Source organism: Lysinibacillus boronitolerans JCM 21713 = 10a = NBRC 103108 (genome assembly GCF_000772935.1).
GTDB lineage: Bacteria > Bacillota > Bacilli > Bacillales_A > Planococcaceae > Lysinibacillus > Lysinibacillus boronitolerans.
This window is the reverse complement of record NZ_JPVR01000071.1, coordinates 1-21143: the sequence shown is the minus strand read 5'-3', so window position 1 is coordinate 21143 and position 21143 is coordinate 1. Positions and strand designations below refer to the sequence as shown.

The 21143-nt window shown below is 37.2% G+C and carries 17 protein-coding genes; 7 read left to right on the top strand and 10 right to left on the bottom strand.

Annotation, left to right across the window (positions count from 1 at the left end; genetic code table 11):
• Positions 1–7: 7 nt before the first annotated feature.
• Positions 8–985: an alpha-ketoacid dehydrogenase subunit beta gene (locus CD31_RS09070; RefSeq protein WP_004224734.1), complete on the bottom strand. Its 978-nt coding sequence runs from the start codon at positions 983–985 to the stop codon at positions 8–10.
• Positions 986–988: 3 nt separating this feature from the next.
• The gene (gene pdhA / locus CD31_RS09065) at positions 989–2104 is read right to left on the bottom strand and encodes a pyruvate dehydrogenase (acetyl-transferring) E1 component subunit alpha (RefSeq protein WP_036077047.1); all 1116 of its coding nucleotides are present in this window, start codon (positions 2102–2104) and stop codon (positions 989–991) included.
• A 393-nt stretch (positions 2105–2497) separates the two neighbouring features.
• Between pdhA and def the strand changes: the two genes are divergently transcribed.
• Complete coding sequence (def, locus tag CD31_RS09060) at positions 2498–3055, top strand: peptide deformylase (protein ID WP_016995004.1); 558 nt, start codon at positions 2498–2500, stop codon at positions 3053–3055.
• A 41-nt stretch (positions 3056–3096) separates the two neighbouring features.
• On the opposite strand, the gene phnX is transcribed toward def, so the two are convergent.
• From phnX to CD31_RS09035, 5 genes are read right to left on the bottom strand one after another with little or no spacing between them, the layout of a single operon-like run.
• Positions 3097–3909, bottom strand: coding sequence for a phosphonoacetaldehyde hydrolase (gene phnX / locus CD31_RS09055; protein ID WP_036077045.1), 813 nt, complete (start codon positions 3907–3909; stop codon positions 3097–3099).
• Complete coding sequence (phnW, locus tag CD31_RS09050) at positions 3899–4999, bottom strand: 2-aminoethylphosphonate--pyruvate transaminase (RefSeq protein ID WP_036077043.1); 1101 nt, start codon at positions 4997–4999, stop codon at positions 3899–3901. The genes phnX and phnW overlap by 11 nt, the downstream gene beginning before the upstream one ends.
• A 13-nt stretch (positions 5000–5012) precedes the next feature.
• A complete protein-coding gene (locus tag CD31_RS09045) occupies positions 5013–5999 on the bottom strand; it encodes an extracellular solute-binding protein (protein ID WP_016995002.1) in 987 nt (328 codons plus the stop codon).
• Positions 5996–7627 (bottom strand): ABC transporter permease subunit, encoded by a 1632-nt coding sequence (locus CD31_RS09040; protein WP_036077041.1) that lies wholly within the window; start codon positions 7625–7627, stop codon positions 5996–5998. Before CD31_RS09040 ends, CD31_RS09045 begins: the two co-directional genes overlap by 4 nt.
• Complete coding sequence (locus CD31_RS09035; protein ID WP_016994994.1) at positions 7620–8372, bottom strand: ABC transporter ATP-binding protein; 753 nt, start codon at positions 8370–8372, stop codon at positions 7620–7622. Before CD31_RS09035 ends, CD31_RS09040 begins: the two co-directional genes overlap by 8 nt.
• 151 nt (positions 8373–8523) lie before the next feature.
• On the opposite strand from CD31_RS09035, the gene CD31_RS09030 reads away from it, so the two are divergent.
• Positions 8524–9279, top strand: coding sequence for a DeoR/GlpR family DNA-binding transcription regulator (locus tag CD31_RS09030; RefSeq protein ID WP_052125362.1), 756 nt, complete (start codon positions 8524–8526; stop codon positions 9277–9279).
• 58 nt (positions 9280–9337) lie between these two features.
• Here the strand turns inward: CD31_RS09030 and CD31_RS09025 are convergent, their stop codons facing one another.
• Positions 9338–10108: a Cof-type HAD-IIB family hydrolase gene (locus CD31_RS09025; RefSeq protein WP_016994990.1), complete on the bottom strand. Its 771-nt coding sequence runs from the start codon at positions 10106–10108 to the stop codon at positions 9338–9340.
• A gap of 436 nt (positions 10109–10544) precedes the next feature.
• Between CD31_RS09025 and CD31_RS09020 the strand changes: the two genes are divergently transcribed.
• From CD31_RS09020 to CD31_RS09010, 3 genes are all read left to right on the top strand, one after another.
• Positions 10545–10754, top strand: coding sequence for a DNA-dependent RNA polymerase subunit epsilon (locus tag CD31_RS09020; protein WP_004224712.1), 210 nt, complete (start codon positions 10545–10547; stop codon positions 10752–10754).
• A 5-nt stretch (positions 10755–10759) separates the two neighbouring features.
• Positions 10760–12427 (top strand): ribonuclease J1, encoded by a 1668-nt coding sequence (gene rnjA / locus CD31_RS09015; protein WP_036077035.1) that lies wholly within the window; start codon positions 10760–10762, stop codon positions 12425–12427.
• 289 nt (positions 12428–12716) lie between these two features.
• Positions 12717–13490, top strand: coding sequence for a protein kinase domain-containing protein (locus CD31_RS09010; protein WP_036077032.1), 774 nt, complete (start codon positions 12717–12719; stop codon positions 13488–13490).
• A gap of 60 nt (positions 13491–13550) precedes the next feature.
• Here CD31_RS09010 and CD31_RS09005 read toward each other — a convergent pair whose 3' ends face one another.
• The gene (locus CD31_RS09005) at positions 13551–14384 is read right to left on the bottom strand and encodes a TetR/AcrR family transcriptional regulator (RefSeq protein WP_036077030.1); all 834 of its coding nucleotides are present in this window, start codon (positions 14382–14384) and stop codon (positions 13551–13553) included.
• A gap of 99 nt (positions 14385–14483) precedes the next feature.
• On the opposite strand from CD31_RS09005, the gene CD31_RS09000 reads away from it, so the two are divergent.
• Complete coding sequence (locus CD31_RS09000; protein ID WP_036077027.1) at positions 14484–17573, top strand: efflux RND transporter permease subunit; 3090 nt, start codon at positions 14484–14486, stop codon at positions 17571–17573.
• A 52-nt stretch (positions 17574–17625) separates the two neighbouring features.
• On the opposite strand, the gene CD31_RS08995 is transcribed toward CD31_RS09000, so the two are convergent.
• Entirely contained in the window at positions 17626–19191 is a 1566-nt protein-coding gene (locus tag CD31_RS08995) for a glycoside hydrolase family 10-like protein (RefSeq protein ID WP_036077026.1), read from the bottom strand.
• A gap of 548 nt (positions 19192–19739) precedes the next feature.
• On the opposite strand from CD31_RS08995, the gene CD31_RS08990 reads away from it, so the two are divergent.
• A complete protein-coding gene (locus tag CD31_RS08990; protein ID WP_036077024.1) occupies positions 19740–20987 on the top strand; it encodes an MFS transporter in 1248 nt (415 codons plus the stop codon).
• Positions 20988–21143 lie beyond the last annotated feature (156 nt).

The following is a 21143-nucleotide window of genomic DNA, read 5'->3' as shown; positions in this document are numbered from 1 at the left end:
AGCTTTATTAGAATGTTAAAACTTTTTTCGCTGTTTCCATTACATCTTTGTAGTTTGGTAACCAAACACCTTCAGCTTGTGGGAATGGGTACACAGTATCTGGTGCAGCCACACGAAGAACAGGAGCCTCTAAGCTTAAAATTGCACGCTCTGTAATTTCTGCTACTACGTTTGCAGCGATCCCTGCTTGTTTTTGAGCTTCTTGGACAACGATTGCACGACCTGTTTTTTCAACTGATGCAATAATAGTTTCAACATCGATTGGTTGAATTGTACGTAAGTCGATTACTTCTACAGAATGTCCTTCTTTTTCAAGTTCTTCTGCAGCCTTTAAGCTTTCATGAACCATTAAACCGTAAGCAACAATTGTTAAATCAGTACCTTCACGTTTTACATCCGCTTTTCCTAGTGGAATTTCGTATGCTTCCTCAGGCACTTCTTCACGGAAGGAACGGTATAGTTTTAAATGCTCTAAGAAAATAACTGGGTTGTCATTACGAATAGAAGAAATAAGTAAACCTTTTGCATCATATGGTGTTGATGGAACAACAACTGTTAATCCTGGTTGTGCTGTCATTAAGCTTTCTAAGCTATCTGAGTGCATCTCAGGTGTATGCACACCACCACCAAATGGTGAACGGATTGTTACTGGTGCATTGTATACGCCACCACTACGGTAGCTCATACGTGCTAGCTGGCCACTGATTGAATCCATTACTTCATAAACGAATCCGAAGAATTGAATTTCAGGAACTGGACGGAATCCTTGAAGAGAAAGGCCAACTGCTAAGCCACCAATACCTGATTCTGCTAATGGTGTATCAAAAACGCGGTCTACCCCAAATTCTTTTTGTAGGCCTTCTGTCGCGCGGAATACCCCACCGTTGACACCTACATCTTCCCCGAATACAAGAACGTTTTCATCATTCTTTAATTCTGTGCGAAGTGCATCTGTAATTGCTTGAATCATCGTCATTTGTGCCATGGGTTATTTCGACTCCTTCTCTTTATAGATTTCATACTGTTCTTTTAGATTAGATGGCATTTCGCCTTTATACATATTTTCCATTAACTCTGTTACTTTTTGTTTTGGAGCAGCATCTGCTTTTTTGATTGCTTCTTTAATTTCTTCTTTTGCTCGCTCAATAACTGCTTCTTCTTTTTTCTCATCCCATATACCTTTTGCTTCTAGGTATTTACGGAAGCGAACTAGAGGATCTTTTTGAGCCCATTCATTATCTGTATCAGAAGTACGGTAACGAGTTGGGTCATCCCCAGCCATTGTATGAGGACCATAACGGTAACACATTGTTTCGATTAATGTTGGGCCTTCACCATTAACCGCGCGCTCACGAGCATCACGAGTTGCTACATAAACTGCAAGCGCATCCATTCCATCTACTAAAATACTTGGTAAACCTGCTGCTACACCTTTTTGTGCAATTGTTTTAGCAGCTGTTTGCAATTCACGAGGTGTTGAGATTGCATATTGGTTATTTTGTACGATGAAGATTGCTGGAGATTTAAATGCACCTGCAAAGTTAATGCCTTCATAGAAGTCCCCTTGAGAAGATCCACCGTCACCTGTATAAGTTACTGCAACAGCTTTTTTCCCACGTTTTTTAATACCAAGTGCCACCCCAGCAGCTTGAATATACTGTGCACCGATAATAATTTGTGGAGCTAAAACGTTTACACCTTTAGGAACCTGGTTCCCAATGAAGTGACCACGTGAGAATAAAAATGCTTTTTCAAGAGGTAAGCCATGCCATACAATTTGCGGTACATCACGATAACCTGGTAAAATCCAATCTTCTTGTTCTAATGCAAAGTGAGAAGCAAGTTGTGAAGCTTCTTGACCAGCAGTCGGTGCATAGAAGCCTAAACGGCCTTGACGATTTAATGAGATTGAACGTTGATCTAAAATACGTGTGTAAACCATACGCGTCATTAACTCAACAAGTTCCTCATCTGATAATTTCGGATCCGCCTCTTTATTTATAATTTCGCCTTCTTCATTCAAAATTTGAAACATTTCAAACTTATCTTCGATTTCAGTTAGCGTTTGTTTAGCATCAAAAATATTATTGTTTTTCTTGCTCATTTGTCACATCTCCCTTTCAGCTGTATTAAAATAAATCACCTTTTTAACTAGTACAACTTATTCTTGACACTCAGTATACTGAATAAAATACTGTCGGTCAATCATCTATTACTGCTATATACAAAGATTTTTTCTAGAATAACAATCAAACGCCGCTGTCCTATACTGTATTACTAATATTCAAATTCTGTATTACAACACCTTGCTCACACCATACAACTGTTACGTTTTCCAATAGGTTTTCCCCTAGTAGAATACCCCATTCTCGAAAATCTAATAGCATTAGAAAAATTTTTTGAGTATATTCAAATAAGGTCTTTTTTCATGGGATTGTACGAAAACGTGATGTATACTTATTAATAAGCACTACAAAGTTGAAAGGAAGATTACTATATGATTTTAATGGATGATATTATCCGCGAAGGTCATCCGACTTTACGCACAAAAGCAGAGGAAGTTAAATTCCCTTTAACTGATGAAACAAGAAAGCTTGCTGAGGATATGCTTCAATATTTAATCAACAGCCAAGACCCTGAAGTGGCAGAAAAATACAATTTACGTAGTGGAATTGGTTTGGCTGCTAATCAGGTAAATAGCTTACAGCGTATGTTTGCCCTTCATTTAAAAGATGAGGCTGGTGAACAATTAAGCTTTGTAGCCATTAATCCAAAGATCGTTAGCCACTCTGTTGAAAACACATACCTATCAGCAGGAGAAGGATGTCTTTCTGTTGATCGTAATATTCCTGGGTATGTACCTCGCCATGCACGCATCACAGTAAAATTTAAAACAATTGATGGTGAAGAGAAAAAAATGCGCCTTAAGGGCTTGCCAGCTATTGCCTTTCAGCATGAATTAGATCATCTAAACGGCGTTATGTTTTATGACCGCATCAATGAAAAGAATCCGTTTGCGGAAATACCAGATTCAATCCCATATGAGCGCGACTAAAAACAACCTCGGCAGTTAGTACTATCTGCCGAGGTTATTTTTTATTTATATTCTAATTGTCTATCCACATTTAAACGAGCATTGATCGTCTCAATTAACGCTGGCAACTCCTCCATTGTTTCAATGGTATAATGAGCGCCAGTTTCTTCAAAAATACATTTTGTTTTCGTTATGATTTGTTGCTGCTCTTCTGAAGATAGAGAACGGAATTCTTCTTCGGAAAGGCCCATTTCCGAGCTTCCAATAATTACGCCAACAGCCCAAACACCTGCATTCAAGGCTTCTTTTATATCAGATGTTGTATCGCCAACCTTCACAACTTGCTTCGTCGCTTGCGATCCTAACGCCTCCATATTTTTAAAAATCATATATGGATATGGTCGCCCTTTATCGCCTACCTGTGTAGGTGTTACAAGAAAATCAGGTTGATAGCCCTTGTCAGCCGCATGCTTTGTCACTACTTCCATCATTGCAGTTGTGTAGCCAGTTGTAGAGCCTATATGAATACCTGCTTTTCTTAATTGCTGTACTGTTGTTTTCACATGCTGGATAGGATCTGTATAAGTTGCTAAAGACTCCATTAATTTTGTTTCGAAATGACTATACAATACATGCACGTCTTCTTCCGTAAAGGGTTGTCCATGTACACGGTGCCATTCTTCTTTAATTCTTGGCATTTCTAGCATAGTGCGGATATGATCAATTTTCAGCATACCCATTGGTTTACGAGCCTCTTCTAGTGTAACTGTAACACCAGCGTCCTCAAAAATTGTTAAAAAAACTTTTACAGGAGCAAAGCAACCAAAGTCAACTGCTGTGCCTGCCCAGTCCAAAATTACCGTCTCAATTTTCATTGTTTTTCACCACCATATAATTTTCAATAACCTCACATAATGCAAGCATATCATCCTCATGAATATCACCAATATTGCCAACACGGAATGTATCGACATCCGTAAGCTTACCTGGATAGATAACGAAACCTGCCTTTTTCATTTCTTGATAAAAATGCTCAAAAGAAAACTCTTTATGCGGGAATAAAAATGTTGTGATAATTGGTGATTGAAGCTCCTCCGAAATATACGCTTTCAATCCTAGCTCTGATAAGCGAGAGCGAAGTAGATGATTATTATACGCATAGCGCTTATAGCGAGCATGAATGCCACCTTCTTCAATTAATTCTTCAAGTGCCTTCGCAAAAGCAGCCACTACATGTGTAGGTGAAGTGAAACGCCATTTCCCGTCTTGCTTCATCACCTCCCATTGATTATACAAATCTAATGCAACACTTCGAGCTTGTCCCTTACATTTTTCTAGAGCTCTTGTATTCGCAATAACAAATCCAAACCCTGGAACACCTTGAATACATTTATTGGCACTACTAATGCAAAAATCAATATGCAAGCTTGATAAATCCATTGGTACGCCTCCAAAGCTACTCATGGCATCTACAATAAATGTTTTGTCGAAGGAATGAACAACTTCTCCAATTTCTTTAATTGGATTTAAAATACCAGTAGTCGTCTCACAATGTACGATAGCTATATGGGTAATACTTGCATCACTTTCAAGGAAGGCTTGAACTTCTAATGAGGATGGCTGTTCATCATAAGGAACACTATAAACAATATGCTGCAACTTTAAGACTTTGGCCATTTCAACAATTCTTTCACCATAAGCACCATTTGTAAGTATCAGCACTTTATCATTCTCACCAATTGCTGTTGTTAGTACAGACTCTACGACAAAGCTCCCACTTCCTTGCATCAGTACCGTAGTGTAATCAGGCTCATCAACTTGTGCTAATTTTAAGAGCTGCTTACGAATTACTTGTGTCACATTTTTATAATCGTCATCCCATGTACAACGATCTTTTAACATTTCTCGTTTCACCGCTTCAGTTGTTGTCAATGGACCTGGCGTCAATAATTTATAGTTACTCATCTGCTATAACTCCTTATCTCTGTGCTTCCTTAAAGAAGGCTTGGTGTTTTTCTAATAAATCTACGGTTAAAGTTGTATCCCATTTTTTCAAATACGCCGGAACGTGCTCGTCCTTTACTTGTTCTCCTTCATATAGAGCTACAGGATATTGCTCTAAAAGACCATTACGAGCCTCTGTTGCAATTACCTTTGCTATTTCTTTTGCTAATGCTTCATCACCTTCTTTATCTACAACAGCTACAGATTCCGTTAAAGTGAAATTTCCTTCTGTCGGATCAATATAATCAATCGGCAACCCTTCGTTTTTGGCATCAATAGCTTGGATACGTAAACCAAAGCCAGCAGCAACTTCTCCTGTTTTCACCTTTTTAATAGGGCCAGAGCCTGAACTTTCGATATGTGGTCCTGCATTTTTAGTTAAATCTGATAAAACTTTTTTCCCTTCCTCATCACCATATTCCTTTATAATAGCTTGTACTAAGAGCCATCCTGTTGAGGAGTCCATAATGTTTGGGAAGGACACTAAATCCTTATAAGCAGGGTCTGTTAAATCTTTAATGGATTTCGGTATAGATAGCCCTTTTTGCTGTAATACCTCTGTATTAATAAAGATAGAGCCTACGTTACCTAAAATCGGCAATGCATACGTAACACCCCCATCAAGAGGCTTTAAGTCTGAAGAAATATCTACAAACATAGATTTTGAGGTTTGTGCACTTTCTATAAAATAAGAAGCCATTGTTACAACATCTGCTTCAATATCTGTCCCTTCCGCCATCATTTTGCCACCTAACTCAGAAGTACCAAACGACTGGATTAAATACTTACCTTGATAGCCCTTGTCATCCAATGTAGTTTCCATCACTTCAATAGCTTCATCATCAGCATTTGAATAAATGATGACTTGCTCTTTGGAATCTGCCGCTACCCCTCCACATGCAGCTAAAACGACTGCTGCTACACTCACTGTTCCTAACATCATGCCTGTTGACTTCTTCATTTTGAAATCTCCTCCGTTTTTTCTTTATGTGCTGCTATATAATCACAACCTAATTTCACAATGAGGTTTGTACATAAAATAAATATTGATAAAACAAAAATATCTGTGTACTTTGCGAAATGCTGTAGCTCTTTTATCCTTGTCGATACAAGCATTGTCTTTGTGCTGACAAGGAAAATAACGCCACTGACCGTTACCATAGCATTTAAAAAATAATAGCTAAACATTTGATAAATCGTCGGCCTAATATTCGGTAAAATAATTCGTATCACGGTTTTTAGCCACGAATCCTTTAACAGCTCAGCTGTCACTTCCCAGGTAGGATCCATTTTTTGCAATGAATTTTTAGCCATTAAATAAGGTGTCGTAAAAAAATGCACTATATTACATGCGATAATAATAAGAAAAGTACCTTTTAATGAACTTCCATTAAAGAAAAACAAGTAGGATAACCCAAGCACCATACCTGGTACTGTATTTGTCATCATAGAAGCTACATCTAAGCTTTTCCGTCCTTTTAACGGTGTCCTTGCATTAAGAAGCGCTGACATAAATGTTATGCCCACACCAAATATGGCTGTTAGTACCGCTACGATGAGAGAATTGATGTAAACCTTCGTCAAATCTTTCTCTGCAAGTACATTTTGAACATGCTCTAATGTAAAGCTGAAATCGTACGGATAGCCTTTGGTAAAAGGCACAATAAACATGGTTGAAAAAATAATACCTACAACTGTTACACAGAGAATTGAATAAATTGTAAATAGCCCGTCTCGTAAACGATGCTTAACAAGTTCACTTTGCCCAACTTGTTTATATTGAAAATTGAAGCGCTCTAAAATCGTTAGGATGACAACACCTAGTACAGCAGGTACTAGCATGAACACCGAAATGACTGCTCCACGTTCAAAATGTACAATGGAACCTAACATGGCTTGGTAGAGCTCAGTAGCTATCACTCTGTAATTTCCACCAACAGATGCAGGGATCCCAAAGTCTGTGAAGCTTAAAACAAATGTTAAAATAAATGCCCCACCAACAGTCCCTAACATAGGACGGAATACGGTATGATAAAAACGACGCATTGAATGATCATGCATTAACATGGAAACAAGTAAAAAACGTTTATCGATATATTGCATGGAGTTTTGCATTAATATAAAAGCAACTGGTAATGTGTATAATACGTAACCGATCACCAAGCCGTTATACCCATAGATTGTAAAAAGAGGCTGCCCCACTAATTTTGTTAGAATTCCTTGATTTCCAAATGTATAAATCAATACAAAGCCATATGTAATCGTTGGCAGTAGCATAGGCAAGGTAATTCCAATTTGCACTAACTTTTTTGTATGGCGATGCATCGTAGTAAAATGAACAGCATAGGCCAACAAAAAGGCTAAAACGGTTGTAATCACCGATGCTACAAAAGAAACTTTAAAACTATTCGTAAAAGCTTCACGAATTTCAATACTCTGTAAAGCCTCAATATAATTTTGAGTGGTCACGACATGACCTATTTTGAATGACTGCCAAAACATATAAAGCAATGGCACAATTAAGAAGAATAGAAAAAATAGTAGAATCGGCAGAAAAATTAATTTCATCATTTTATTTGTTTTAAGCATATGTTTCTCCAAATAATTGATAGATGTTATGTCGCTTAATTTGAAGCTGTCTTAAGATAAAATCCTCTACAAATTGATTTTTCGGCGCTGTTACTATTTCATGAGGTGTGCCAAATTGAGCAACTGTACCTTCATTAATTATCATGACTTTATCTGATAAGGTAAGCGCTTCTTCTGGATCATGTGTCACGATAATCGTCGTCAAATTAAATTCACTTGCGATGGATTTAATGCGTTCCTTTATGGATTCCTTTATAACGCCATCTAGTGCACTTAGTGGTTCATCTAATAATAGAATTTTAGGTTGCATCACGAGTGTTCTGGCAATGGAAACACGTTGTTTTTGCCCACCAGACAGTTCATGAATCTTTTTATGCAAATGAGGAGCTAGCTCTAAAAAATCAATGTATTCTTGTATCTCCTCTTTGGACATTTGCAGGTTTCTATTTTTTAATCCATAAACAATATTGTCGTATGCATTTAAATGAGGAAATAACGCAAAATCCTGAAATACAATATTAAATCCTCTTTCTTGCATTGATTGCTTGGAAATATCTTGTCCATTGTAGACAAGCTGACCAGCAGTTGGATCTACAAGTCCTAAAATGATATTTAGCAAAGTAGTTTTACCGCAGCCACTCGGCCCTAGCAATGAAATGATCTCACCTGATTCGATGGTTACGTTGATATCTACTAAAACTTTCTTATTTTTATAGCTTTTTGAGATATTTTTTAGCTCTAACAAATTGGTCACCTCACTCAGTTCTTAGCTTCAGTATAGAGACCATTTGTAAAGGAAATTGCTTATTTGTGTAAATGTTGAGTAAATTCTGACCAACTGTTGACAAAGTCATGATTACTTTGAGTAAATATCTAGTAGAGGTGATGAAATGTATATGATAGAGAGGCAACATCAAATTTTGCAGTTTATACGTCAACATAAGGTAGTAAAATTAGTAACACTTACAAAAGAGTTTAATGTTTCAATGGAGACGATCCGTCGCGATGTCCAACAGTTGATGCAAGACAAAAAAATCGAAAAATTTTATGGGGGCGTTAAATACATTGAGCCAATAGAGGGACTAATTGATCAACGACTTCACGAACAGTTAACAGAGAAAATTGCCATTGCCAAAGCATGTGCTTCGCTCGTTCAAGATGGGGAGTGTATTTTTATTGATAGTGGAACAACCACCTATCAAATGACGCCATTTTTATTGGACAAGGAAAAACTAACAGTGGTAACAAATTCACTACCTGTAGCATTTGATCTAATTGGCTCTAACATTGAGGTTATACTGCTTGGCGGTAAAGTACGTCATTCTGAAAAATCCGTGACATCGAATGAATTTTTATTTCGCTTCGAGCACCTTAATATTAATAAAGCATTTATTTGCGCTAGCGGCGTTTCAATTGAAAAAGGCATATCTGATTTTAGCTTGGATGAAGCCATTACTAGAAAGCAAATTATTTCCATCTCTCAAACAGTCTATGTAGCTACAGATTCCTCAAAATTTAATAAAGATGTAGCAATTCAAGTTTGTCCAGTGAATGAAGTAGATGTCATTATCACAGATGACGCCCTACCTAAAAAGACGATCCAACATTTTTCGGATAAAGGTGTTCAAATAAAAATCGTCAATATAGCGTAGAGCCAAAAATAAATAAAAAAACAACTAGTGTGAGTTCTCCAACTAGTTGTTTTTTATTTTATATAATGGATAGCTTGCGCATTATTTTTGAGAGACCATCCTCATCTACATGGTCCGCAATATGATGAGCGACTGCCTTCACTCGTTCATGGCCATTCCCCATAGCAACACTTGTCCCAACAGCCTGTAGCATTTCAATATCATTTATGCCATCACCAAAAGCAAAGGCATCTTGTAAAGTGATGCCCATTTTCTCAAGCACCTTCTCAATACCAGCGGCCTTCGAACCTCCTTTTGGCAAAATATCACAAGAATAGGGATGCCAACGTACAAATTGAACATTCGGGAATGTTTCATTATATAAAGGTTCATCTTTTTCTTCCATAAAAATAAGTGTTTGATATACATTGTTCTGCATATAATAAGATGAGTCTAATTCTGGATACGGATATTTAAGAGTATCTAAGCTTTCAGCTACCATAGGATGATCTCCAACTGAGGCAATCATCCGTTTATCATCTAAAAACACTACGGGTTCGTTACGTGCTTCACCAAAGGCAATAATTTTTGCTAGTTCATCCTTGGCAATCCCATTTGTATAGACAACCTCACCTTTATAGACAACATATTGGCCATTGAAGGTAACATACGTATCGATCTCTAATTCTTCTAGTAATGACTCAATCATAAATGGTGCTCGACCAGTAGCAATCGCCAATTCATAACCATTACGACGTGCTGTTAAAAGTGCCTCTTTTGCAGATGAGGGTAATTTTTTTTCACTGTTATAGAGAGTACCATCGACATCAAAAAATAAAATTTTGTTCATTCTATTAACCCTTTCCATAAATATTATTCTTTCAAGTTTAATGACTTTACACAGACAATAATTTTAATTATAATGATCCTAAGGAGTGATGTGCCATGCTGAAGAAACTCAAACGGAAATTGTTGAAGCAACTTCGTGGCGTACTCGGAAAAAAATCAATTGCCTAACATTTGCCCTTCATTATTTGAAGGGCTTTTCTTTATTTTAGAGGAAGTGCGTGATAATATAAAGGAAATGCATTTATTTGGCTATACGCAACCACTGTCTCACTACTTCCTATACAATTTTATAACATAGTGCACATCTGAAGCATTGAGATACAAGTATTACAAATGTACATTTCTTCAATAAAAGAAATTCGTTGTTTTCTTGTAGCACGTGTGTGGTAGTAGTCAAAGGTGCAAGAAAATTGTACGCAATTAAAGGAGAGCAAACTATGATTTACAAAGTTTATTATCAAGAAAATGCAAATGAGATTCCAGTTCGCGAAAATACTAAAAGTCTATACCTAGAAGCTACTTCAGAACGTGAAGTACGTGAAAAGCTAAAAGACCGAAACTACAACATCGAGTTCATTCAACTGCTTGAAGGTAACTACTTAGAGTACGAACAAGCAAGCCCGAACTTCGTCTTGGAGGAAATTTAACAAACATGAAGTTTGTTAAAAATGACCAAGCAGCTGTTTTCGCGCTCGGCGGACTGGGCGAAATCGGCAAAAACACTTATGGCGTTCAATTTCAAGATGAAATTATCTTAATTGACGCCGGTATTAAATTCCCAGAAGACGACTTACTCGGCATTGACTATGTTATTCCTGATTATACGTACTTAGTACGTAATGTCGACAAAATCAAAGGACTGTTTATTACCCATGGACATGAGGATCATATTGGGGGTATTCCATACCTTTTACGTCAAGTAAATATCCCTGTCTATGGCGGTAAGCTCGCACTTGGCTTATTACGTAATAAATTAGAAGAACATGGCTTGCTACGTACAACAAAACTAATTGAAATTAAGGAAGAGGATGTTATTAAATTCAGAAAAACATCTGTTAGCTTCTTTAGAACAACACACAGCATTCCTGATGCCTATGGAATTGTTGTTAAAACACCACCTGGTAATATCGTTCACACAGGGGACTTTAAATTTGACTTTACACCAGTGGGTGAACCAGCCAACCTAACAAAGATGGCTGAAATTGGACGTGATGGCGTTCTTTGCTTACTATCTGATAGTACTAACGCTGAAAAGCCTAATTTCACAATGTCAGAGCGCACAGTTGGAAAAAGTATCGATGAGATTTTCCGCAAGGTGGACAGCCGTATTATTTTTGCTACCTTTGCGTCAAATATTCACCGTTTACAGCAAGCCACAGACGCAGCCGTAAAATATGGAAGAAAGATTGCTGTCTTCGGTCGTTCAATGGACAACGCTATTACAATTGGTCGTGAGCTAGGTTATATTACTGCGCCAAAGGATACATTTATTGATGCTCAAAGCATCAATCGACTGCCTGCCAACGAAGTGATGATTTTATGTACAGGCTCTCAAGGTGAACCAATGGCTGCCTTATCACGTATTGCCAATGGTACGCATCGTCAGATTCAAATACAACCTGGCGATACAGTTATCTTTTCTTCTTCACCAGTACCAGGTAATACCGTAAGCGTTAATAAAATCATTAATTTATTGTTCCGTGCAGGGGCTGAAGTCATTCACGGCGCATTAAACAATATTCATACATCTGGTCACGGATCTCAAGAAGAACAAAAACTGATGCTTCGTTTAATGAAGCCTAAGTTCTTTATGCCTATCCATGGTGAATTCCGTATGTTAAAAATGCATACACATCTAGCGGAAGATTGCGATGTTCCACTAGATAATACATTTGTTATGGAAAATGGTGATGTTCTTGCACTAAGTGCCAACGAAGCACATGTAGCGGGCCGAATCCCTTCAGGAGATGTTTACATTGATGGCAATGGTATTGGCGATATCGGTAATATTGTGTTGCGTGATCGCCGCATTCTTTCTGAAGAAGGTTTAGTGATTGTAGTGGTAAGCGTTGATATGGAAAAACAAAAAATTGTTTCTGGTCCTGACATCATCTCACGTGGATTTGTCTATATGCGTGAATCAGGCACGATGATCAATGAGGCACAAAAAATGTTAAACCGTCATCTGAATGAAACAATTCAAAGCAAAACACCTCAATGGACAGAATTGAAAAATGAAATTACAGACGTTTTAGGACCTTATCTATTCGAAAAAACAAAACGTCGTCCAATGATTTTACCAATTATTATGGAGGTTTAACCTCATAAAAAGAAACTATGTAAAAATTTACATAGTTTCTTTTTTATTTTTGAAACCTCCTTTTTATTTTTGCGTATATAGTAATAACAACATCAAAAAGGAGCGTTTTTATGCTAGATAAAATTCTACATTCCTTACTCAATAGTAAATCCAAACGCCATTACTCTTCATCAAGTAGCCGTAGCAGATATTCAAAACGACATAATTATTATGGTCATAAGCATTATAAGCGTAACTCTCGTAAAAGTTCACGCAGTTTTTTCAGCTCTATGAGTTTCTTTAGTAGCTAATGTGGTGGAAACGACTATCCGAAAAAAGTTTTGACCAGGCTGTTGAACTTTACATTGCCAAACATCCCGATTTTTCTTTTAAAAAATTCCTTGGCTATGGCTCATATGGTCGTACGTATTTAATTGAAGATCGCTCTTCAGCAAGTCTATTTGTTTTAAAATGCTTGCGTCCCAAACATCGTCATCACCAGAAAACCATTCAAAAATTTCAACAAGAAATACACATACTCCAGCAACTATCACTACCCTATGTTCCTACCATTCATTCAACAGGAACAATTCAAGATTGCCCATTTTTTATGATGGACTATGTCAATGGGCAAACTTTTGAGCAGCTTATTTTTCAAAACGGTGCCAAATTTTCAACCGCTCAATCCCTTGCTATTACAAAGCAACTATTAGAACAAATTGTACAGTTACACAATTATGATATTGTTCATCGCGATTTACGGATTCCGAATATATTGTTAGTAGGTCAACAATTGCATATTATTGACTTTGGTCTAGCTACCACTTACAAAAAGCAAATCGATATCTCTACGATTGAAAACCCAAAACGTGCTGAAAATCATATTAGTGATCTTTATTTTGTCGGCCATTTTTTATTATTTTTACTATACTCAGACTACAAGCCAAGCAATAAAAAAGAGAAAGCTTGGCAGCAGGAATTGAAGTTACCATCCAATGTCCAAGATTTTCTTGAGCGCCTATTATGGATTCAAGAACCCTTTGCAAGTGCTTTAGAGGCCTTGCAATCTTGCCCCCATCCATAGATAAAAACCATTAAAAATAGAATTGTTCACCACCAAACGTGAACAATTCTATCCTTGAGTTCAAATATTAAAGTATTTTGCAGTTACATATGCAATCCAATGATACGCTGGGTCTAAACGTAGATTTTCAATTAGTCCTTTAATGATTGCTTTACCATAAGTAGGATTTTCTATTTCTTGCTTTAACAACTCAATGGATTCTTTTTCTATAGAATCCTCAGCATGATTTATATTTTGCTCCAATAATTGTAGTACAGCATCTTTTGACACGTCTTGCTCACACGGCTTTGCAATAAACGGCACAAGATCTGCTGTAATAAAAGGAATAGTTGTATGATGTGCAATAATATCTGTCTTTTCTGCTAAAGATTTAGCTAATTGCTCTAAATCAAGTGGCATATCTGAAAAAATAAAAAGCTCAGCATAGCTCTTCATAAATCCTTTTATGCAGTACATTACATCATATTTCGTTTCTTGTAATTGATCCTGATAAAGTTGCTCAAGCATATAGAGAATTGATTTCGACATTTCTGCTTCATACGCCGTTATTTTATGAAATAGCTCTTTTTTTGTTAAAAAGACCTTTTCATTAAAGAATACACGTGCGGATGCAGAATGGTCTTTGAATGCTTGAAAAATGCTTTTATAAAATTCAACCAAAACAGTTTCTTTGTTATACGTTCCTCTGACTACTTGGTCAACATCTATAATAAACTGCTGTAAATAGTAATCAACCATTGATATAACAAGCTCATCTTTGGTTTTGAAGGATAAATAAAATGCACCTTTAGAAATCCCGCAGCGGTCTGTAATTTGCTGTACTGACGTAGCTTCAAAACCCTGTTCAGAAAACAGTTCTAACGCTTTCTCCATAATTAATTGCTTTTTTAACATATTTTTAACTCTCTCCTAATGCATTTCGTTGACAAATGACCGATTAGTCATTAGTATAAATAATTGAATTTAGATAGTCAATAAAGGGTAGGTGTGAAGGTGAAAGGTTTAGTTAATTTCGTATTAAAGAACAAATTGGCAGTATGGTTATTAACAATTATCATCACTGTCTCTGGTATTTATTCGGGTACAAGGATGAAAATGGAATCGATACCCGATATTTCGATCCCGTATTTAATTGTCATGGGCGTATATCCTGGCGCAACGCCTGAACAAGTCATGAATGAGCTTTCCATTCCGTTCGAAAAATCCATAGAAAGTTTAGAAGATGTGAAGGCTGTTTACTCAACATCCTCTTCCAACGTAGCACAAGTTCAAGTGGAATACGACTATGGAATTGATATGGATGAGAAAAAACGACAATTAGAGGCAGCTTTAGATAATCTTAAACTACCTGAAGGCGCTCAAGAGCCTACTATTATGGCAATCAGCATGAACATGATGCCTGTAGTCGCTTTATCTGTAAGTAGCTCTAAGGAAGATATTGTTGATTTAACTTCAACAGTTGAAGATGTTCTACTTCCTAAAATCGAAAAAATTGATGGTGTGGCATCCGCTACTATCACAGGTCAGCATATTGAACAAGTATCATTTAAATATGATGAAGAAAAAATGGCAGCACTTGGTTTAACAGAGGATACTGTTAAACAAATGATTCAGGCAAGTGATATGTCACTGTCACTTGGTTTATATCAATTTACTGTCGGCGAACAAGCAGTTTCAGTAGACGGTAAGGTAAAATCAGTGGATGAACTGAAAGACTTATTAATTCCTGTTACACCTTCAGCTACAAATCCTTCACCTTTCGTTCGTCTAGGTGATATTGCAAAAATTGAAGTAGAAGGTAAAGTGCAATCTGTTTCACGTACAAATGGTCAAGATGCCATTGCGATTCAAATCGTGAAAGGCCAAGATGCCAATACGGTAACAGTTGTCAATGCAGTCAAAGACCTTATGAAGGATGAGGAAAAACGATTAGACGGCTTAAACGTAGAGATCTCACTTGACCAAGGTGCCCCAATCGAAGATTCTGTATTTACAATGATCGAAAAAGCAGTATTTGGTGGCGCAATTGCCGTATTAATCATTTTACTATTCTTACGTGATTTCAAATCAACGATTATCTCAATTATTTCTATCCCAGTTTCTATCTTCATGGCATTACTTCTATTAAACTGGATGGATATTACATTAAATATCATGACCCTGGGCGCGATTACCGTCGCAATTGGCCGTGTTATCGATGACTCAATCGTAGTTGTAGAAAATATTTACCGACGAATTCACTTAAAGCAAGAAAAGCTTACAGGTCGTACCCTCATTCGTGAAGCAACAATTGAAATGTTTAAACCAATTCTTTCTTCAACATTAGTAACGGTAGCTGTATTCGCTCCCCTTATTTTCGTAGGTGGTATGGTAGGCGAATTGTTCATGCCATTTGCCCTTACAATGACATTTGCATTAGGTGCATCATTATTAGTTGCGATCACAATCGTACCTGCTTTATCTCACTTCTTATTCCGTAAAAAATTATACGGTGAGAAGACTGAAAGCCAACATAAAGAAGTTGGTAAACTTGCTACTTGGTACAAAGGTGTCCTAGAAAAAGTATTAAATCACAAAATTATTACATCTGTCATTGCGATTCTTTTACTTGTTGGTTCTCTTGCATTAACACCACTTATTGGTTTTAGTTTTATGGGATCACAAGAAGAAAAAGTTATGTACTTAACGTATACGCCTGCAACGGGAGAGCTGGCTGACGAAACGGCAGCAAATGTTGAAAAAGTAGAAAAAGAATTAATGAAACGTAAAGATGTTGATATTTTACAAGTTTCCATTACAGATGCGAAGAATGTCGATCCATCAGCAATGATGATGGGTGGAGGTGCTGGCGGTGCCTTAATGTACCTTATCTTTGATCCGGATATGGAAGACTTCCCTAAAGCTCGTGAAGAGGTTGAAGACTATGTATTTAACATCGGGCAATCAGGAGAATGGAAGTCTCAAAACTTCACTTCTATGTCGATGTCATCAAACGAAGTCAGCTATACACTGTATAGTGATGATTTAGATAAACTTCGAGATGCTGTGAAGCAAGTAGAGGGCGCTCTAAAAGAAGTGGATGGCTTAGAAGATATTAAATCTGATAATGAAGATCCATATGTAGAGCATGTGCTAAAAGTTGAACAAAAAAATGTCCTTCAATACGGGTTAACGACAGCTCAAATCGTGATGGCATTAAATTCAAATACATCACAAGAAATATTAACTACCGTGAAAAACGATGGTAAAGATATCGATGTCATCGTTCAACGCGATGCTAAAGCAGCTGCGACTTCACTTGATGATGTCTTAGCCACTGAAATTAAAACAGCATTGGGTACAACAATGACTATCAGAGAATTAGTAGATGTTGAGGAAGGTACAACACTTAACTCATTATCTCGTTCAAAAGGTGAATATTTTGCAACAGTATCTGGTACGATTATCGGTGACGATATTTCAAAAGCCACTACTGCTGCTGATAAAAAAATTGATAAATTAGATTTACAAAAAGGTGTAACACTTGGTGTTGCTGGTGTTGCTGCAGATATGCAAGAAACATTCACTAAGCTTGGTATTGCGATGTTAGCAGCCATTGCCATTGTTTACTTCATTCTAGTGGTTACATTCGGAGAAGGTTTAGCTCCGTTCGCTATTCTTTTCTCACTACCATTCGCAGTAATTGGTGCATTCATTGGTTTATTCGTTACAGGGCAAACTATTTCTGTATCTGTCATGATGGGTCTATTGATGTTGATTGGTATCGTTGTAACAAATGCCATCGTATTAGTTGACCGTATCATTCATATGGAACATGATGGTCTTGCCATGCGTGAAGCGATCCTTGAAGCTGGGGCAACACGTTTACGTCCTATCCTGATGACAGCCATCGCTACAATTGGTGCTATGATTCCAATGGCACTTGGTACTGGCGGTAGTGGATTAATTTCCAAAGACTTAGCTATTACTGTAATTGGCGGTTTATTATCTTCTACCCTATTAACACTCGTTGTTGTACCAATTGTTTATGAAATGCTATCTAAAATGTTAAAGAAAAACCGTAAAGATATTGAAGAAAATTAATAAAAAAACAGCCATTCATGCAGTCATTGCATGTGAGTGGCTGTTTTTTTTATTAATCTTCTTTCACTACAAAAGCTTCCTTGCTTTCCACACCTGTAGCAGATACAGCCTTAATGCCGTATGTATAGCTATGCTTAGCAAGAGCTGACTTGTCCACAAATTTAGTGAGGCCATCCATATTATAAACAACATCCACTATATTTCGAGGGTCATCATAAGAGCCTTCTTTGTTTCCTGTAAAACGATAAATGACATACTTGCGTGGTTGTGTTTCATTTTCGTCTATAATCTCTATTTTGCGACCTGTCGCTTCCTTTGTCACCTGCACAAAAGTTGGCACGTTCGGCACTGTGTCATCATTCCAAGTTGTTTCTGGTGTCAATGCTGTGTAATTATATAGCTGTTGACTAACAATCGTTGCATAGCCTAGTTTATTGTTTTGAAAGCTTCTTAAGGAGAAATGCATTTGCCCCTTAGCCGCTACCTTTTCCGAACGATTCGCTAGTATTTGACTAGGCAGCTCCATTTTATTTTTCCATGCTGCATCACTATCATTGCCAACTTTGTAATCAGCAAGTCCAATGTATAGATGGACAGGGTGTGTTGTTGCGTAGGTTTGCACTTCATGGCTCCACCAATCTAGCAGCGTTCCATATTTCGCAACAGATAATGTTCTTGACCAATAAATTTGTGGTGTAACGTAATCAATTGTGCCATTTTGAATCCATGTTCTGACGTCTGCATATAAATCATCGTAATTATTAACACCAGCCTTTGTATCGCTTCCTGTTTTATCTAGCGATTTATTGCGCCATACACCAAATGGTGAAATACCAAATTGAACATATGACTTTGTGTCTTTAATGGCCGTGTAAAGATTTTCTACAAGACGGTTGACATTATCTCGTCGCCAATCCTCCACCTTTTTAAAGGAACCTCCATAGTTTTTAAAAGCTGCTTGATCTGGAAAAACTTCATTAGCAATTTTATATGGATAAAAATAATCATCCATATGCACTGCATCAATATCATAATTGGCTACTAGCTCTCTTACCACTTCAACTAAATAGTCTTGTACTTCTGGTAAACCTGGATTTAAATAATACTGCTTGCCATATTTGATAACCCAGTTTGGATGTGTTCTCGCCACATTATCTGCAGCAAGGTCTGTCAGTTTTTGTCCAGACATTGTTACACGATAAGGATTCATCCATGCATGCAGCTCCATACCCCGTTTATGGCTTTCCTCTATCATGATCGCAAGAGGATCGTAGCCTGGATTTGTGCCTTGCTTTTTGCCTGTTATGTAAGATGACCACGGCGCTAGCTCAGAGGCATACATTGCATCATTTGTCGGTCTTACTTGATAAATAACAGTATTAAATTTATTAGCTTTAAGTTGATCCAATGTTTGGCGTGTCCAAGCCGTGTACTGCTCCTTCGTCATACCTGCTTTCATATCAAGATTAAGAACGGTTGAAATCCAGACAGCCCTCATTTCACTTTTTGGCTGTGTCGTGCTTGCCATGGCAGTCTTTGCAGGGATTGTCGATAGGCATAACATAAAAATCATCGCGACTAAAGTTAAGAGTTTCCATTTACTATTTTTCTTTCTCATATTTCCTCCATTTTCTATTTTTCTATTTTAGTATATGATAAGTACCCGCTTTATGCACGTCTCCGAAGCAACTTTATCGGGAGGAATGGAAGCAGTTAATACGTTTCACGTCTACAAACGTTTCAGAAAGATTCAAAATATGTATACAAACCATAAAAAACTACTGAAAAAGCGATGAGTAATACTTTTCCTTTAACAAAAACTATAAATATAGCAAAAGAGTGAAAAAAACGTAGATGAGTTGCTTCTTTACAATTTCCATATTTTTAAATTCAACCTAATTTTTGCTTCATTCATTCTTTACGCATAGATGAACTTTATGCTACAATCAACACAACTTATATAGAACGGAGGTATTCCAAATGACAGCTTCAATTAGACTACGATTTCACATTATTAATTAAATATGTGTACACTTTGCCTGCTGTGCAAGGGAAATGGAATTAGGTCTAGTCTGTTTTAGGAATACTGGAAAAGAGGGGACTGCTACTCCCCTCTTTTTTTGTGTTGTCTTTTACTTTCCACACAGGCACTACTGTTAGAAAGGAATGACGAATTTGGAACATTGGAAACGTAATACGATACTTTTTTTAAGTAGTCAAACAATTTCACTTTTTGGCTCTGCTCTTGTGCAATATGCCATTACATGGTATATCACACTTACAACGCAATCAGGCAGCATGATGACCATTGCGATTATTTGCGGCTTTTTACCAACCTTCTTCTTAGCACCTATTGCTGGTGTCTGGGCAGATCGCTATAACCGTAAATGGCTTATTATTTTAGCTGATGGTATGATTGCCTTATCTACGCTAATTTTAGCGATTTTATTTTTGATCGGCTATGATGAGCTCTGGCTACTATTTGTTATATCAGCTGTACGTGCAGTTGGTGCAGGTATTCAAACACCAGCAGTGGGCGCTATTTTACCACAATTTGTGCCTGAAGAGCATTTAATGAAGGTTAATGGCGCAAATAGTAGCATTCAAGCGTTTATCATGATTCTTGCTCCTATGGCAAGTGGTGCATTATTAACGATGGCTTCTATCGAATCTATATTCTTTATTGATGTGACAACAGCGGCTATTGCCATCGCTATCTTCTTATTATTTCTGCATATACCTGCACATGCAAAAGCTAATCAGCCACAAACAACAGGCTATTTTAGTGATATGAAACAAGGCTTTATCTATATTAAAGAGCATGCTTTCTTGAAACAATTATTCTTGTTCTTTGCCTTTTTCATGCTGCTTGCTGCACCTGCTGCCTTTTTAACGCCTTTACAAGTTACACGAACTTTTGGCAATGATGTATGGCGTTTGACTGCCATCGAAATGGCCTTTGCCATTGGGATGTTAGTTGGTGGTATCGCAATCGCAACTTGGGGTGGCTTTAAAAATAAAGTGCATACGATGACATTATCCGCTCTATTATTTGGTCTTTGTACAATGGCTCTCGGAATCATCCCTGTTTTTTGGCTGTATCTTGGGATCATGGCCCTTACTGGCATAGCCATGCCAATCTTTAATACACCTGCAACGGTGTTATTACAAGAAAAAGTGGAAAGTGACTATATGGGAAGAGTATTTGGCATTCTTAGTATGATATCTACCTCTATGATGCCTTTAGGTATGCTAATTTTCGGGCCAATAGCTGATATTATTGCTATTGAGTGGCTACTCATCGGTACAGGACTATTACTCTTCATCCAAGGATTTTTCCTTCTGGGCAGTAAAGTCTTATTAAAAGCTGGTAAACCTACTGCTGAGCATGGTGACTCGCTAGAAAAAAAGTGAAGATTTTATTTCAGATAATTGTTGAGGATAAAATAACAATTAAAATTTAGCTTATAAACAATCATAAACGCATCTTGACGCTAAAAAAGCCCTACTTTATGTAGGGCTTTCAGACTGTAGACAAAAGCCATCGAGAGGTTCACTCTCGATGGCTTT